At 52.0% G+C, this 16,596-nt stretch carries 12 protein-coding genes; 3 read left to right on the plus strand and 9 right to left on the minus strand.

Translation table 11 applies throughout. The features are described from left to right. Nucleotides 1-10 precede the first annotated feature (10 nt). Nucleotides 11-805: an SDR family NAD(P)-dependent oxidoreductase gene (locus NYE33_RS28760; protein ID WP_340947003.1), complete on the minus strand. Its 795-nt coding sequence runs from the start codon at nucleotides 803-805 to the stop codon at nucleotides 11-13. A 124-nt stretch (nucleotides 806-929) separates the two neighbouring features. Next, entirely contained in the window at nucleotides 930-1,949 is a 1,020-nt protein-coding gene (locus NYE33_RS28765; RefSeq protein ID WP_340947005.1) for an AraC family transcriptional regulator, read from the minus strand. A gap of 201 nt (nucleotides 1,950-2,150) precedes the next feature. On the opposite strand from NYE33_RS28765, the gene NYE33_RS28770 reads away from it, so the two are divergent. After that, nucleotides 2,151-3,134, plus strand: a complete 984-nt coding sequence (locus tag NYE33_RS28770; RefSeq protein WP_340947007.1) for a zinc dependent phospholipase C family protein — start codon at nucleotides 2,151-2,153, stop codon at nucleotides 3,132-3,134. 635 nt (nucleotides 3,135-3,769) lie between these two features. Here the strand turns inward: NYE33_RS28770 and NYE33_RS28775 are convergent. Next, a complete protein-coding gene (locus tag NYE33_RS28775) occupies nucleotides 3,770-3,940 on the minus strand; it encodes a hypothetical protein (protein WP_340947008.1) in 171 nt (56 codons plus the stop codon). A gap of 177 nt (nucleotides 3,941-4,117) precedes the next feature. Here NYE33_RS28775 and NYE33_RS28780 point away from each other — a divergent pair, with 177 nt between their 5' ends. Together NYE33_RS28780 and NYE33_RS28785 are read left to right on the plus strand one after the other, a co-directional pair. Beyond that, complete coding sequence (locus tag NYE33_RS28780; protein ID WP_340947010.1) at nucleotides 4,118-5,275, plus strand: glycosyltransferase family 4 protein; 1,158 nt, start codon at nucleotides 4,118-4,120, stop codon at nucleotides 5,273-5,275. Between the two features lie 195 nt (nucleotides 5,276-5,470). Beyond that, entirely contained in the window at nucleotides 5,471-6,865 is a 1,395-nt protein-coding gene (locus NYE33_RS28785) for a helix-turn-helix domain-containing protein (protein WP_336101282.1), read from the plus strand. Nucleotides 6,866-7,279: 414 nt separating this feature from the next. Here the strand turns inward: NYE33_RS28785 and NYE33_RS28790 are convergent, their stop codons facing one another. The 6 genes from NYE33_RS28790 to NYE33_RS28815 form a co-directional block, all read right to left on the minus strand. Continuing rightward, a complete protein-coding gene (locus NYE33_RS28790; protein ID WP_042135528.1) occupies nucleotides 7,280-7,681 on the minus strand; it encodes a MerR family transcriptional regulator in 402 nt (133 codons plus the stop codon). A 177-nt stretch (nucleotides 7,682-7,858) separates the two neighbouring features. Beyond that, nucleotides 7,859-8,872 carry an SDR family NAD(P)-dependent oxidoreductase gene (locus tag NYE33_RS28795; protein ID WP_076242796.1) on the minus strand — a complete coding sequence of 338 codons (1,014 nt, stop codon included), beginning with the start codon at nucleotides 8,870-8,872 and terminating at the stop codon, nucleotides 7,859-7,861. Between the two features lie 877 nt (nucleotides 8,873-9,749). Further along, the gene (locus NYE33_RS28800; RefSeq protein ID WP_336102438.1) at nucleotides 9,750-10,844 is read right to left on the minus strand and encodes a response regulator; all 1,095 of its coding nucleotides are present in this window, start codon (nucleotides 10,842-10,844) and stop codon (nucleotides 9,750-9,752) included. Beyond that, on the minus strand, nucleotides 10,845-14,831 hold the full coding sequence (locus NYE33_RS28805; RefSeq protein WP_340947018.1) for a PAS domain S-box protein: 3,987 nt from the start codon (nucleotides 14,829-14,831) through the stop codon (nucleotides 10,845-10,847). Nucleotides 14,832-15,021: 190 nt separating this feature from the next. Continuing rightward, complete coding sequence (locus NYE33_RS28810; RefSeq protein ID WP_340947019.1) at nucleotides 15,022-15,588, minus strand: GNAT family N-acetyltransferase; 567 nt, start codon at nucleotides 15,586-15,588, stop codon at nucleotides 15,022-15,024. 70 nt (nucleotides 15,589-15,658) lie between these two features. Beyond that, nucleotides 15,659-16,576 (minus strand): helix-turn-helix transcriptional regulator, encoded by a 918-nt coding sequence (locus tag NYE33_RS28815; protein WP_340947021.1) that lies wholly within the window; start codon nucleotides 16,574-16,576, stop codon nucleotides 15,659-15,661. Nucleotides 16,577-16,596 lie beyond the last annotated feature (20 nt).

Here is a 16,596-nt window from a genome sequence, read left to right on the forward strand (position 1 = left end):
TCCTCCTCCTTCAGTAAATAACCGGCACCATTCCCCCATCCATACGGATTGGAGAGCCTTTAAATGCTGCCGCATAGGGACTGCATACAAAAGCAGCCAGCCTGCCGATCTCCATAGGCTTGATGAAACGCTGTAATTCAGATTGCGGCAGACTTGCAGCCATAAATTTCTTCTCTTTTTCTGCAAACGTCAATTTCTCGTCAGGATACATCCCGTCAATGATTTGCTGCACATTCTCAGACAGTGTAGGTCCAGGCATGATTGTATTAACCGTGACCTCAGTTCCTGCTGTCAGTTTGGACAGACTCTTGGACAAGGACAGCAGCATGGATTTGGTCATTGCATATTGAGGCATTTGTCCTGAAGGCATGACGGCTTCTTCACTGGCGATGAAGAGGATACGGCCGTAGTCTTGTTTCAACATTCCAGGGATATATAATTTCGTTAATCCGTTTGCAGCAAGCACATTCGTACGGAAATACTTCTCCCATATGTCATCGTCAACATCCTCATACTGCATCAATTCATAAATGCCCATATTGTTGATCAGAAGATCAACGCTGGGGAATTTCGCGAATAATGCTTGCCTTTGTGCAGCGTCCACTATATCAGCAGCGGCATTCTGAGGAGTGGTGTCCGGGAAATTCATCTTCAATTCACTGACGGTCCGCTCTGCCTCTTCGTAATTTCGTCCATTGACCAATACGTTAACGCCTTCCTTGGCAAGCTCTATAGCAATGGCTTTCCCTATGCCTTTCGTAGATCCTGTAACTAATGCTGTTGTGTTGTTTAATCCCATATCCATAATTCACTTCTCCTTATTCGAACATTCCTGTGTTCCGGATAGTGATTATTGTACCCCGCCGGGATTATTCAGTAACTAGCCCCATGTGCCAAACTTCTTGTTTAACACGCCAAAAAAATACTGCTCACAAAATGCCGGCATCCGGAAGATGCTCAGCACGCCACTTCGAAGGAGTGTCCCCCTCCCACAGACGGAAAGCACGGTAGAAGGAGTTCTGGTCCTCGTAGCCAAGCAGGTAAGCCACTTCTTTAATATCAAGCGAAGGGTCTGCCAAATACTCCCGGGCCTGCTCATGCCGCGCTTCTGTCAACACCTGCTTGAAGGTCGTATTTTCGTCAGTCAGCCGGCGCTGCAGGGTCCGGCCGCTCATCTTAAGCTGCTTCGCAGCGGCCTGAATGCCGGGGCATCCTCCTGCGAGGCTGTGTTTAATGACCATTTTGACTCTTCCGGTAATAGAGCGGTTGTCATGCAGTTCAACGAGTGACCGGTCCAGAGCGGGTGTCAGGATCTCCAGCAGCTCCTCGTTATACGATACAAAGGGAAGATCCAGATCACTTCGATGCAGCGTCAGCCGGTTACATTGCCCGCCTGCCTGGATTGCACAGCCGAAGTAGGCTTCGAGGACCCGTTCATCGCCCATGGACTGCGTAAATTCGACGGACTGCGCCTTCAAGGGACGGCCTGTCCCCTTCCTCCCAAGCTCCAGAAGAAAGGCCAAAGTGATCCCCGCCAGCACCGGAGGACCGGATGCTTCGGTATTCAGCCATTCCAGTTCAACTGTACAATGCCCGTTCTCCTCCGTGATCCGCAGGCTTTCGGGAGGACACAGCTGCTTGTATCTGGCCATACGTTTCAGAGCATCGCGGTAGTCACGGGCGTGATACGTTGCTAAGACGGCGGGGGGATACTGCGTGGTTTCAAAGGCGGCTGCAAGCTTGATGATCCCCTCTGCAGTGTCCCCGGTGAGCTCGGAATACGCCTGCCAGATTGCGAAATATTGGGCAGTGGTGACTGAGGATTCCGTTGTTATCGATTCAGGCAGCTGTGCATGGCGGGCCACGTCGCGGGAGGCAATTCCTAAGTGATTTATGCCTGCCCAGAATCCCGGAGGTATTCTAATAAGGTCAGAGAGACGGGACTTCATACGTACGGACCTCCTTTTGCCAGTTGTAAATTCATAGCTGTGGTTGTATTAAAGCCATATAAGAATACTCTTATGCCCGTTGCGATGTCTAGAGATGGAATGAAATTCATCCACATTTCTCATTTTGTTTTAACATGCAGGCGTTACAATGGATTCAGATCATAACTAAGTGTGCTCACAAAACCTGTAGGAGGATTAATCATGCCTAATATCTGGATGCATCTCGAATACGGGCAACAGCTGGCCGGGGAATTCCGCAGCCGGTTCCCGTTCTTACATAAGCTTCAGCAGCAGGAACAGTTGTATAATCTAGGCTGTCAGGGTCCGGATTTCCTGCTGTATCATAGTTTTCTGCCCTGGAGCAAGGATGCGGGGGCCCTTCATCTCGGGGATCTGATGCATACGCAGCACTGCGGGCCTGTGCTTATTGATTGCTGGGAAGCTGCGCGGACTCTCGAAGGGCCAGAGGCAGACCAGGCCCGGCTCTACTTCCTTGGCTTCCTGACCCATCATCTGCTGGACCGGAACCTGCATCCGTACATTAACTGGAAGGCAGGCTACAAATTCCGCGATCACCAGCGGTTCGAAATCGATTTGGATACCTTGTTCATGAAACGGCTGCGGGGCGTCAATACCTGGCAGAATGCCGCCTGGACAAGAATAGACGCAGGTCCCCGGCTGCCTGAGCCGGTTCATCATATTCTTCACACCACTGCACTCCGGCACTATCCGGAAGCCATGGGCAAGCTGCCCTCCGAGATCTGGCAGAGCTCCTACCGGGATATGGTGCTGGCTCACAGATGTCTTTATGATCCGAAGGGCTGGAAGAAGGCCCTAGCCTGGGGCCGTACCCGCCGTCTGTTCTCCCGGAAGCTGACTGCCCATGAAGAGCAGCTGGATTATCTGAATGACCGGCACTCCGAGTGGCGGCATTCCGCACTGTATTCCGAGGTCCGGACGGAATCTGTCTGGGAGCTGTGGGAGCAGGCGCTGGAGGAAGGCCGGACCGTGCTCACCGCGCTCGCCGATTGGCTGGAATGTACGGACGCCGCCGCGGCAAGGCACAAGCTCGATCAGTTCATCACAGTACTGGGCGACCGCTCTTATGATACGGGCAAGGAATGCAGCATGAACCTGCAGAACCAATATGCAGAGCCCATCTGGACCAGCCTGCCTGGCAGCTGATCGCAGTCAGCGTCTCATCCGGCTCTGCCGCCGCTTCAACCGGGCAATGAAGCCGCCCAGGGGGCGGCGCGGGGAACGGGTGGGCGCTTGGCAGAAACTTGGGCGCTCCCAGCGGCGCTTCGCAGTAACTTGGCCGCTTCCGGCCGCGCTTTGCAGTAACTTCGCCGCTCCCGGCGGCACCTCACAGTAACTTCATGACCCGTCAGCTGATGATGCGGACTGAAAATCCGCTATTTGAGCAAAACAAGCAGATTTCCCGCCCAACCGGACTCAGTCCGCATACTCTTCATATGGAGGTTTTTTGCTGAAATAACGGAATCTCAGTCCGCTTCAGCGAAAAGGACAAATCATATTACTGGCGCGAAGCAACTACAAAGTTTACTTTGGAACAACATCATCCCGCCCGCTTCCGGCGCCTCCAAACCGAGTTATCGCATATTCCAACTGTATAATCTCCCAAGCAGCCAAAAAGCGCCCGGTTTCCCGGACGCTCCTTGTAATCCATCCTATATTTTTCCTATCATCACGTACTGTTCCTATAATCACTGGTAATGTTCCTATTGTCACGTATTGTTCCTATTATCCCATTGTCGTGATAATTCCGATGCCGTTCCATGCCCGGCTTATATCAACAATTACAAAGGCTCCCTCGGAATAATCTCCGGCGGGGTCTGCGGAATAATTTCCGGCTGCTTCTGCGGAGGAACCTCCGGCGGAATTACAACCGGTCCCGGTTCAGGGATCATGTCCGGCTTCACTTCGGGTACAACTTTCGGTGGAACCTCTGGCGGCAGATCTTTATTCATATCCTCTTACCTCCTTCATTCCTGATACCTATGTATACCCGCTCCACCCCTTCTTGAAAAAAAGCGGATTCGAAACTCCCCAATCTTCCTCTATGCCAGATGTTTAACCTGCGGTTGATCTCCATGAAATATTCGCCTGCTAAGCTCAAGGCAACAAGAATACAGGGAGGGATTCCGATGCGTCTGGCTCTATTCACGGACACGTTTCTTCCGCAGACCAATGGTGTGGCCCGCACGCTTAGCCGGTTAACCGGCCATTTGCACCGCAGGGGGATTGAGCATCTGTTGTTTACCCCTAAATCCGCACCGGAGAGCAGCTACCCAGATCCTGTCCGCCCCATCGCCAGCATCCCGTTTTTTCTGTATCCCGAGTGCAGGCTGGCCTTGCCGGGCATGTCCTCTATTCAAAGTGAGCTAACGGCCTTCGCCCCTGATCTGATCCATCTGGCCACCCCCTTCAACATCGGCTTATCCGGCCTCCGCTATGCCCGCAAACAGCAGCTCCCTCATGTCGCCTCCTACCACACCCACTTCGACCGTTACCTGGAATATTACAAAATGAGAAGAATTGTCCCGCTCTACTGGAAATATATGAAGTGGTTTCACCGTTCCTGCGATGCTGTGCTGGCCCCTTCCCAGGAGACATTAGCCTCGCTGCGCGCAGAGGGCTTCATGAGACTGCGCCTGTGGTCCAGAGGCGTCGACTGCACTCTCTATTCCCCTGAGAAACGAAGTGAAGAGTTGCGGGAGCGGTATGGTATGCGCGCGCCTCTGGTTATGCTCTATGTCGGGAGGATTGCCCCGGAAAAAGATATCGCCACCCTGCTGCTCGCCATGCAGCTTCTGCCGGAATCCGTACGCTCCGGTGTGCAGCTGCTGATTGTCGGAGACGGGCCGCTCCTGCCTGAGCTCAGATCACAGGCACCGGACAACGTAACCTTTACCGGTGCGAAGCATGGCGAAGAGCTGGCGGAGCTGTACGCTTCAGCCGACCTGTTTGTCTTCCCTTCCTGCACGGAAACCTTCGGCAATGTCGTGCTTGAAGCCATGGCTTCGGGGCTGCCGGTCATCGCCGCAGATGCTGGCGGCACCAGGGATCTGGTCGTTCCCGGTGTCACCGGGAATCCGTTCGAACCCCGTAATCCGGCAGCGCTGGCACGCGGGATTAGTATCCTAGCCGCCCAGCATGCACTGCGGGCGTCTATGGGCCGGGAAGGGCGGCGCCTCGCGCTCGGACGTTCCTGGGAGCATATTTTCGACGGATTGATCAAGGATTACGAAGAGGTGATCGAGAGCCGGAAGAGCAAAGGAGGGGCGGGTATTTTCACTGCCTAGTCCAGCTTCGGAAGCTAAGCATCTCTTACCACCATCTGCAATAATTCGGGAGAGCGTTCCTGTTACATTGGGGATGCTTTTTCCTGTTGTTCACTGTTTCTACCAATCACACTCTTGACCGGTGGTATAATGGCGCATATTATACACTTATAACATTAAGGACCTAAATTATGGTATTGGATTGGTGGTGTTTCTTTGGAGCCTGCAGCCACGATTCGCAGTCATTTAGAGGCTTATCTCTCTGCACAGCATATGTCCATTAATCAATTCTCCATACAGACCGGCATTAATTCGGGAACGCTCAGCCGTTTGCTTAACGGCCAGCAGCCGATCGCCATGAGTCATTTGGAATTGATTACCCGGGGGATGGGAGTACCGGAGGACCATTTCTATAGTTTGTATGTGGACGAATGCTTCTATCATTCAGCACCAACCTGGCGGCGACTGCGCCCGTTCATTCTGAGTTCAGCAGCGCTTGGGCGGCTTGACTGTATTGAACTTGTGGTTAGGAATCTGCTCGACAATTTAATCTATGCACCCATGCTGTTTGAAGTGGCCGAAGGCTTATTTCAGGAGGGCCAATGGCAGGCAGCAGCGGTTCTGTACAAGAATGTGAGTGCAAGTGAGAAGTATCAGCATTCCGAACGGCTTGCTATATGCCAATACCGCTTATTCCGCATTTCCATTGGTGACAGCCAAGTCCTCAATCTGCAGGCGGCTCTTCTTTTTGAATGCTATATTGAGCGGTTAGAGGTAGCGGATCAGCTGGATGGGCTGAAACACCTGATGCATGTCTATTATTCACTGCACAAGTGGGACAAGGTAGATGAGCTGGCACTGGAGATGCTCCGTTTGGCTACGCTCAGCTACAATTTCCAGCATCCCTCCGGCCGCAAGGACAGAAGCGAGAAAGCTCCTGAGAAACCGTTATACTTCTACATTCTATATTCCTATCTTATGCGCTCCAGTGTGCAGGAAGAGTATGGGGACTATACAGCGGCTCTGAATCTTATTCCACAATATATGGAGGCAGACTGGATACAGGAAGACAGTGATGAGGTCCGGGAGACGTTAGCTCAATTTAAGCTTTGGGGAACGGCAAACACCCACCTCTACCGTGTAATGGCCGGGCAATATGAGGGGCTGCAGGATTATGTAGACTATATCTCTAACCACGAGGGGCAGGTTTTTACAGCTGTCTATAATATTATTAAATCAGCAAACCGCTACGGATGGAATATAGATTACATTCTTGCCAGGTTTTCCAAGCATGTTCCTTATGAACCTTACAACTCCGGCTTCGGCAAATATAATCATCAGATTATTGCAGACCAGCATGCCAGATTTCTCACTGAGCTAGCCATGTATAATCTGCACAACAAACGGCACGATGGAATTAGCGTAATACTCAAAAGTTTGGAATCATCCGTTAGAATCAATAATGAAAGCCTAATCATTAAATGTGTGAATTTGTTTGAGCAGCACCGGCATGAGGCCAGCGAAGAAGAGCAAGTGCAGTATAAATTTCTAATCAGAGAGGTGCAGGATCCAAATGACCAAAAAGTTCATCATGTTTCTAACTTCGTTTAGTCTGCTACTTGTAATTATTTTACCGGTTGGAGGTATCGGATTCACAACAGATCTTAATAGCTCCCAATTAATTTCTACTATGGGTCATGGTGCGGGTGAGGGTTAGGTCTGTATATATTTGAATATTATTATTAAGAAAATAGTATAACGATACTCCTAAGATGCTCCCGGACCCGGGAGCGTCTTTTTTGCGGAAATAGACTTAAATTTGAAGTATAGTGGAACTGCCAGCAACTAATCAACCGGCGGAGCTCGTTCTGACACCCCTCCTATCCGCGCGGACTTCCCATTCGACTCGCATTACGCGGAAGTGAACGGCCACCGTCTCCACTATATTGACAAGAGCAGCCGCTGGCAGTAGGTGAAGCTATATTTGACTGGATTCAGAAGCTCGATGCCCTATAAAAGCTAGGCTCAGCACAATCCCATAGGGTTACCTGCATCGGGGTCCGGCTGGCCTTTCAGGATTGTCTCATACCGTGACAGCTTCATATTTACCGCTGTAAAAGCCCGGTCCAGCTCCTCCTGTCTGCGCTGAAGCTCGAGCTTGTGGGCTTCCAGAATTGCTTGCCTTTCGGGTATCGTGGAATCTCCTTCTGCGGCTAGGTTAACGATCTGCTTCAGTCCGGCCACTGGCATTCCTGTGGCCCGGAAGCAGGTCATAAGCGAGATCCAGTCCAGATCACCCTGTTCAAAAACACGGTTCCCCTGCCCGTCCCTCTGTAGAGAAGGCAGCAGCCCTTCTTTCTCATAATAGCGGATGGTATGGGCGGGGAGCCCCAGCTTGGCCGCAGCTTCTTTGATCAATATACTCAAAGCAGTCACTTCCCTCAGATCACGGCAGTGATCAAGTTTTTCTTATAGTATAGGGGTAAAAATGCACTTTAAGTCAAGCTGAGCGTTTGAGTACCTGGGTGCCCTGAGCCAGCGTTGTGCTTCCCCTAGCTTCTCAACTGCGGATCGTCCGCTGAATTCCTGCAGCAGAATATCCGCTTAAATCGCGAATCCCACTCCCGTCAGCTTCTCGCTGAGCGTCCACAGCTGCTCCGCATTCTCCCGGTCTACCGCCCAGGGCCATACCCCGGAGCCTTGCACACTGCCAGCCGGGACAGCTTCGGACACATCAACATCCTCACAGTAGACTCCCCCCATACCTGCCAGTTGTTCACTTACTGCGCACCAGATGCCGGTTGCCGCGCCCTGCTCCACTGTCTTCATCCGGTCTGCTCCGGCACTGCCAGCCGGCTGTTCATGCTTCACATCCTGCGCCTCCGGGACCGGCTTGACGCCAAGCTCTTCCGCTTCCAAGAAACGCCCGATGCCGGAGGATGGAATTAATCCCGGGTGCACTGCAAAGGCCCGGATTCCCTGACCCTTAGCCTTCTCATCCAATGCTATGGCGAACAGCACATTTGCCGTCTTCGACTGGGCATAGGCGGTCCATTTGTCATATTCACGGTGGATGAAATTAGGATCGTCCAGATCGACACCGCCCAGGCGGTGTGCCCGCGATGTTACGGATACAACGCGGGCATTGCCTGCCTGCTTCAATGCCGGCAGGAGCCTGGCCGTAAGCTGGAAATGCCCCAGATGGTTGGTGGCAAACTGGGATTCATAGCCCCGGGTATCCCGCGCCAGCGGTGCAGCCATAATGCCGGCACTGTTAACCAGTATATGCAGCGGCCGTCCTGAATCCAGGAAACGCCGGGCGAAGCTGTCGATGGAAGCAGGGTCCATGAGATCAAGGGCTTCAAGCTCCAGACGCGGAATTCCGGCGACTGCAGCCTTGGCCTTGTCCGGTGTCCGTGCCGGTACAATGACTGTAGCTCCGGCACCGGCGAGTACACGTGCAGTTTCCAGGCCAATGCCGGAATATCCGCCGGTTACGATGGCTATTTTTCCGCTCAAATCGAGGTTGCCGATTACTTGTTCCGCCGTAGTCCCGGCACCAAAACTGCTCCCAATCGGAGCTTGGGGTGTTGCGCTGCTATTTATATACTTGTGCATAGTTGTACCTCCTAAGTAAAGTTTCTTTCCAGGCGCATGGCCGGCTACCCGCTCTACATAACTAATAGGAACCGACAAACTCACCTGCCTCAGCGCCTTCGCCTTCATGAACCATCATAATCCTTAAAGTGCACTTTAAAGCAAGCATTCATTTATCCCCTACATTTCCGCCTCCAGCCCTCTCCCCCCAAGATAACGGTGCTTAATCTCCAAAGTAATAACAAAATCGCCCGGAGGACGAATCAAGCGGCACCTCAAAAGTAAAATAACTCGGCTCATCTACCCTATCGTCGGCACATTGTATTCGGTTTTTCGCATACATTCGGCTCATCTACTCTACCATTGGCACATTGTATTCGGTTTTTCGCATACATTCGGCTCGTCTACTCTACCATTGGCACATTGTATTCGGTTTTTCGCATACATTCGGCTCATCTCCACTACCATTGGCATATTGTATTCGGTTTTTCGCATACATTCGGCTCGTCTACCCCACCATTGGCACAATGTGTTCGGTTTTTCGCATACATTCGGCTCGTCTCCACTCTCGTTCTCTTAAGCCCAATCAAGGCGTACGAAGCAGCAGATTGTACCCAGGGTCGGATGCTCCAAATCGCTTCTAAAAAAAAGACCCTCCTCCACCCCATAAAGGATGGAAAAAGATCTTTATTGCTTATTGCTTATAGCCTTTTGCTTATTTCATAACGCCAACCTACACGTACGAAGCCAGCGCCCCCTCAAAATAAACAATCTGCGCAATCCGTATATGCAGCGGACGGTCCTCCAGATTGATCTGTATAACTTTAAAATATCAGTAATTTCTATGCGGGGTGATCCGGTTCTTTTCGCTATTCACTATTCGCCAATCCACGACCGGTCATCCTGCCAGCTCGCTGGTATACCGCTCGGCGATTTCCTTGAATTTATGCTTGTTCTTCATGAATACCTTCACGATATCAGGATCGAAATGTATTCCGGCATCGCCTACTATAATACCGACCGCCTCCTCATGCGGCATTGCATCTTTATATACCCGCTTGCTCGTAAGCGCATCGTAGACATCGGCTACCGCCATCAGCCGGGCTGACAGGGGAATCTGTTCACCGGCAATCTGCTCGGGATATCCGGTTCCGTTCCATTTCTCATGATGGGAATAGACAATTTCCTTGGCGAAGCGCAGAAAAGTCTCCGGCTTGTCCATAAGCCGTTCTGCCCGCAGAATGGCTTCCCTGCCGAGTGTCGTGTGCGTCTTCATCACTTCGAATTCCTCGCGGGTCAGCGCCCCCGGCTTCAGGAGGATGTGGTCAGGAATGCCCACCTTACCGATATCATGCAGCGGCGCGGAAGTCACAATCAGGTTAATATGCTCCGGACTCAGCACCTCCGCATATTTTCCCGTCCGGCTTAGCTGGGTGGCCAGCTCTTCAATGTAGAGCTTCGTCCGTTGAATGTGATTGCCGGTCTCCGAGTCACGCATTTCGGCAAGCGCGGCCATCGCCATAACCGAGACTTCCTGGATGAGCGAGATTTCCTTAATCCGCCGGGAGATCTCCGCCTCAAGGAACTCATTCTTGTCCGCAAGGAAATCCTTGGATTGCTTCAGGGTGAGATGCGTTTTGACACGGGATAGCAGAATCGGCGAACTGATCGGTTTCGTAATATAATCTACGGCCCCCAGATCAAATCCCAGATTCTCATCCTCCACCTCTTCCTTGGCCGTCAAAAAGATTACCGGAACCTCTCTCAGCTCCCCGTCTTCCTTAAGCCGGCGGCAGGTCTCGTAGCCATCCATAACCGGCATCATAATATCCAGCAGGATCAGATCAGGAGGTGAGGCTTTGGCCACCTGTAATGCTTTTTCCCCGTTGATGGCTACCTTTACTTTGTATTGCTCCTTAAGCAGCCCGCTGAGAAGTGAGATATTGTCCGGCGTGTCGTCAACTACCAGGATTACAGGTCTAGTGTCCAGCATTTATATCAACCTCTGTTCATAATTACTTTCTTGTATTACCGTTTCAATCATTTCTATGGCGGCCTCATATTCGAACCGGTTCAGACAGTCAGCCAGCTGAACCAGCTGCTCTGGCTGCATATATCCTGCAAGCTGGCTACGCACCGAAATGAAATAATCAACGGCTTCGCTGTCACTGTCCATCAGCATTCCGAGCAGCTTCCCGGCCATAGGAGCCAGCGGCTGTGCAACCGATTCCGGATCAAGCTCAGCCATCAGGGCGGCAGAAGGCTCGTCAGACCCCCATTGCCCGCGAATCGCTGTACAGCTCTCCAGCACAGCCGCCTCCAGCCTCAGCACCAGCGCCTCAAGCTTCTCAGGCTGCTCATGATAATTCGGCATTCTGCCCAGCGAATCGGCAAGCTTCTGCACTTCTTTTACCCCCAGGTTCCCGGCAACTCCCTTCAGACTATGAGCCAGCATATACACGGCTTCCTCATCCCCCTGCTTAATGAAGCTGCGGAGCTTCCGGGCGGTATCGCGCTGGCTCTCTGAATATTTCAGCAATAGCTGTATATATAAAGCCTCATTATTTCCGACACGTCTAAGGCCGTTCTCCGTATCAATACCCTCTATGCGGAATCCGGAAGTCCCTTGCGCCTCCTGCGGACGGCCGTGCTCACATTCATCGTAATCCGGCTGCTCCTCCCTGGAAGCATCCGATGTCCACCTGCTGATCTTGGCAAAAAGGATATCCGGATCGACCGGCTTCGCCACATGGCCGTTCATACCTGCCGTGAAGCTTCGTTCCCGCTCCTCCTGCATGGTCCTAGCGGTCATGGCAATGATCGGCAGCTCAGCTTCTGCGGCCCTAATCCTCCGCGCCGCTTCGAACCCGTCCATGACCGGCATCTGCAGATCCATCAGCACCAGCTGATAAGGCTGATCCGCGGACATCTCCTCAATCTTCTGCACGGCTTCCGCTCCGTTGCCGGCAATGTCGATGATCATTCCCTGGCTCAGCAGCAGTTCTTCCGCAATCTGCTGATTAATCTCGTTATCCTCCACCAGCAGTACCCGTACACCGGACAGGCCGTAATCCTTGTCCTTCACACCAGTTGCTTCATCTCTCATTGCCCTTGCCCCTGAGTCTTGCACAGCAGAAATTCCGAACCAGGCGGTGAAGGCGAAGGTACTCCCTTGCCCTTCCTCACTCTCGACCCACAGGCTGCCGCCCATAATCTCCACCAGCTTCCGGCTGATGGCCAGACCCAGTCCTGTGCCCCCGAACCTTCTTGTAGTAGAGCTGTCCGCCTGCGTGAACGCCTGGAACAGCTTTCCTTCACTCTCCTTGCTCATGCCGATCCCTGTATCCCGCACACTGAATTTAAGCTTCGTCATGCTGTCGATCATGCTGATTCTTTCTACCAGAATAACCACTTCACCCTTCTCGGTGAATTTAACGGCATTGCTCAGAAGGTTGGTAAGAATCTGCCCCAGCCGCAACGGGTCGCCGCTGAGCTGGCGCGGAACATCCGGAGGGAGCTGAACGGACATCTGCAGCCCCTTGTCCAGTGCAGTCTGTCCTGAGATATCCACCACATTCCCGATCACATCCGGGAGCTCAAAATCAATATTCTCCAGCTCCAGCTTCCCCGACTCCACCTTGGAGAAATCGAGGATTTCATTAATAATACCGAGCAGTGAGGTTCCGGCATTATGAATCTTGGAGATATAGTCACTTTGCCTGGGGTCCAGCTCTGTCTTCAGCGCCAGATAAGCCATCCCGATAATGGCATTCATCGGCGTCCGGATCTCATGGCTCATATTCGCCAGGAACTGCGATTTGGCAGCTGTCGCCTCTTCCGCCAGATTAAGCGCGGATTTCAGCTCCTCCTCCTTGCGCTTCACTTCAGTGATATCCTCGGACACACTAAGGAGATAGAGGGGCTTCCCCTCTGCATCCAGAATCGGCACCTTCGAAGCCAGCACGTATTTCAGATTGCAGAGCTCGGCATCATCCGTAACAATCTCAATCTCGCTGAAGAGCCTGCCCGTCTCAAGCACCTTCCGGTCACTGCCGTTCAGCTTGCCCGCCAGCTCTTCAGGGTACAAATCGTAATTATCCTTGCCTTCCATCTCCTGCGGAGTCATACCGAGGAAGGAAGCTCCCGCCTGATTTGCCTTGAATATCTTCAAGGATTGCGCATCCTTGACGTTAATCATGACCGGAATATGGTTAATAATCGCATCCAGGAAATTGCGGCTGTTGAGCAGCTCCTTCTCTTTATGCTTCAGATCACTGATATCTGTCAGAATCCCCAGGTACCCGCCCACTGTGCCGTCAGACAACCGGTAAGCAGACAGGGAATAGAGAATATCATGCTCTTCCCCGGTGGCGAAGTTGCGCTGGATCTGCCGGGTCGCCGGCAGTCCGCTGGCCGTCACTTCATCCTTCATCTCACTCAGAATTCCGAAGCCCTCCCGCGAGAGATGCGGCAGCCGGCTCATCGGAGTTCCCGTAAAGACCCTGCGGGATACCTGGAACGCTTCCTCATAGGCCGTATTACAGCCGAGAAAGTTCCCTTCGGCATCCATATAGAATAGCGGATGCGGTAAAGTATCCACCAGCTGGGAGGTGAAATACAGCTGGTCCGACAGCTCTTTTTTGATCCGCTTATATTCCGAGACGTTCTCCTTAATGCCCACATAATGCGTGGTCTGGCCCCGTTCATTCTTAATAGAAGAGATAATGACGGCTTCCGTGTACTCTTCCCCGCTCTTCTTACGGTTAATGAATTCCCCTTGCCATTTGCCTTCAAGTATCAGCGTCTCCCACATATTCCGGTACGTTTCAGCCTGGTTCTTGTCCGACCTCAGAATCGACGGTTTATTGCCGACGGCCTCCTCCTTGGAATAACCGGTAACTTCCGTGAAATAAGGGTTTATGTATTCGATGAGGCTATCCATATCGGTGATTACTATAGACAATGGGGATTGTTCAACCACATCCATGTACAGCCGAAGCTTCTCGCTGTACTCCCTTTCGGTGTCCAGCAATTTTCTCGTATAGGCGATCTGTTTGGCATACAGCCGGACGATGAAATAAGCCATGATAATGATGGTGAAATATAGAAACACATATACAGAGAATCCTTTGAGTATAAAAATCAGTGCCGGATACGCCATGAACAGCACTCCGCTCTTCAAGGTCCGGCTTTCCGTTACGGGCTGGGGTTCGGCAAGCCCTTGCTCCGCTTGTATCGGATACTGGCGCACCAGAATCCAGCTTGCGGCTATGCACACAATGGATAATTTATAGAGTCCGTCTATGAGGTAGCCGGACATAATCCCATTATTCAGCGCCTGGACCAGATCCACGGAGGATACCAGGGCAATGGAGGCAATCAGCAGCTTGAAGCCCGTTGTACGGTATTCCCGCTTCATGTACACCCAGATCAGCATCAGTGAGGCCAGGGTCAGCAGGGGGGCCAGCAGATAGAAGAAGAGGATCAGGGTACGGTAATTCATATCCGCCAAACGGAATGACCCGTCCTGAAAAAAAACAAACCAGATACTGCCCACAATGCATTCCAGCGTTGTGATCTGATCCCACAGCACCTGTAATTTATTGATGCCCTGTCTGAAGATTCCATACATCTGCAGGACTGCAACAAGAATAATCGTTCTTGTAACCGAATAGAGCGTAAGTGCGGTAAGGGTAAAAGTTGACGTGTCGTCAGCTGAGAAATGGAAGCCGTATAACCCTGTCAGCAGCAGTGCATCACAGATCACCCACAGGAAGAACCCGTAACTGATCAGCCGGAAGGGCCTTCTCAGCAGCGCGGGAGGCGGTCCGGATATCCGGTAATACAGACAGGCCAGCATAGGCGCTATGACTGTGACGATTCCAAACATCAGATGATTATCCAGCAGCACTGCTGCCAAATAGGCAACAATGTAGACGGCCAATCCTCCTAACCATGTGTTGGCTTTATGTGTATCCATCTGACGTTACCACCCTTGCCTCAATCAATTTATCATTCTGCAAAAGAAATCTGCGCTTATCTATTCTATACGCAGATGTCATCGTAGCTCTACTCTTTTTTTCGACATTGTTCAGCAAAAAATTTAGCCCTTCCTGTACTCCAAAGGGGAGACAAAAAGGGCTGAGACAAATAATACTATTCATTTACTTTTAATTGGATCTTTTCAGATAATAATCGCTATAGCCAAAGCTTCCGTTCAGCTCTAAGCGGTGGTACCCCTCCTGACGCAGCACACGAATCCGCCGTTCTGCCTGCGGCACTACTTTGGTCACAATCCCGCTGAATTCAAACCATTCACGGAAACGTTCTCCTGCTAGAGAGATAAGCTCGCACAAGTTCTCTTCTGTCTCATAGCGTGAGGCCAAATCCAGCCGCAATACGCCTGTACTCTGCTCATCCCCGTCCACTCCGCTTCTGCAGAAAAATTCAACGGTCCCTGCAGTTGTGCCCGCTAATTTATCCACAACACTGAAGCGTATATAGGCTCTTTTCTCATATTCCCCGAGCCATACCCCGATAATATTCTGCATATCCTTCAGGGTGTTCAACCGGAAATCTGAGCGGCAATTGTCACTGTTAAACAGCAGGCTGGCTTCAGGGTCACTGTAACAGCCCAATAAATCCTCTGCATCCTTCAGTTGTACCTGTCTGAGCCGGAACCGCTTGGTTTCACACACCGGACTGGTTACGTAAGGATCTGATATTTCTATTTTCATGCTAAGCTCTCCTTATGATATGGAATAAATCCATTATAGAGGGCTATATTAGACAGCATTATGTCGCCATTCAGCTATAGGTATCCAGAATCATTCTGGCCCTGGCCAGCAGCTTCTCCCGGAGTGACTCCGGTTCCAGAACAGTGACTTGATGGCTGTGCTGCAGGATAATGCCGAACCAGCCCTGCTCCTCCCCGGGTACCGTAAAGCCCATCACCAGCTTCTGCCCGCGTGTTTCCAGCAATCTGGCATTCGGCAAAGCCTCTTCCAGCAGTACCCGGTACTCTACCGGACAGAGTAGCTTAATATGTATATAGACCCGGTTGTCACCATGCCCAGCCAGCAGCAGCTCCGCATCCCGGTGAACCGCAGTGAATGGTTCAGGCAGAGGCAAGATATCACGCATCCGCGACAACCGGAACAGGCGGTAATCCTCCTGCTCACAGCAATAGGCAAATAAATACCAGGCATACCACTTGTACGTCAACAGCAGCGGTTCTACCCGTTTGCAGGAAGCCTTGAGATGGGCATTCGTATACAGGAACTGGACAGCATGTTTCTCACGGATGGCTTGTTCAAGTACAGCGATGGTTTCGCCGGTCCCCACACCCTCCTGAAGCACCCCGAGATTCAGCTGAAAAGCTTGCGCTGTCGCCGCATTATCCGGCGACAGCGCAACCATTTTCTCCACCGTATCCTGAGCCTGCCTGCTGTCATAGCCGGACACGAAACCTCTCAGCGCTGCCAGAATGTACGCATAGTCCTGCGGCTGAAGCAGCTGCCTGTTCATCTTGAAGCTGTCCATGATGTAGTAGCCCCCGTTCAGCCCCTGCAGCGAACCTACGGGAATCCCGGCCAGACTGATCGCTTCAATGTCCCGCTGAATGGTCCGCGCCGAGACCTCGAACTTCCCGGCCAGCACCCGCCCGCTGACGGTCTCCCGGTTGAGCAGATAGACTACGATGCCCAGCAAACGATTAATCTTCATGGTCAGCTCCACGCTCCATC

This window comes from Paenibacillus sp. FSL R10-2199 (assembly GCF_038000235.1).
Lineage (GTDB): Bacteria > Bacillota > Bacilli > Paenibacillales > Paenibacillaceae > Paenibacillus_AQ > Paenibacillus_AQ phytohabitans.

Bases quoted from the DNA above. Each gene is read 5' to 3' on its own strand.
- NYE33_RS28760 (WP_340947003.1), bottom strand. From the start codon at position 805: ATGGATATGGGATTAAACAACACAACAGCATTAGTTACAGGATCTACG.
- NYE33_RS28765 (WP_340947005.1), bottom strand. From the start codon at position 1,949: ATGAAGTCCCGTCTCTCTGACCTTATTAGAATACCTCCGGGATTCTGG.
- NYE33_RS28770 (WP_340947007.1), top strand. From the start codon at position 2,151: ATGCCTAATATCTGGATGCATCTCGAATACGGGCAACAGCTGGCCGGG.
- NYE33_RS28775 (WP_340947008.1), bottom strand. From the start codon at position 3,940: ATGAATAAAGATCTGCCGCCAGAGGTTCCACCGAAAGTTGTACCCGAA.
- NYE33_RS28780 (WP_340947010.1), top strand. From the start codon at position 4,118: ATGCGTCTGGCTCTATTCACGGACACGTTTCTTCCGCAGACCAATGGT.
- NYE33_RS28795 (WP_076242796.1), bottom strand. From the start codon at position 8,872: ATGCACAAGTATATAAATAGCAGCGCAACACCCCAAGCTCCGATTGGG.
- NYE33_RS28800 (WP_336102438.1), bottom strand. From the start codon at position 10,844: ATGCTGGACACTAGACCTGTAATCCTGGTAGTTGACGACACGCCGGAC.
- NYE33_RS28805 (WP_340947018.1), bottom strand. From the start codon at position 14,831: ATGGATACACATAAAGCCAACACATGGTTAGGAGGATTGGCCGTCTAC.
- NYE33_RS28810 (WP_340947019.1), bottom strand. From the start codon at position 15,588: ATGAAAATAGAAATATCAGATCCTTACGTAACCAGTCCGGTGTGTGAA.
- NYE33_RS28815 (WP_340947021.1), bottom strand. From the start codon at position 16,576: ATGAAGATTAATCGTTTGCTGGGCATCGTAGTCTATCTGCTCAACCGG.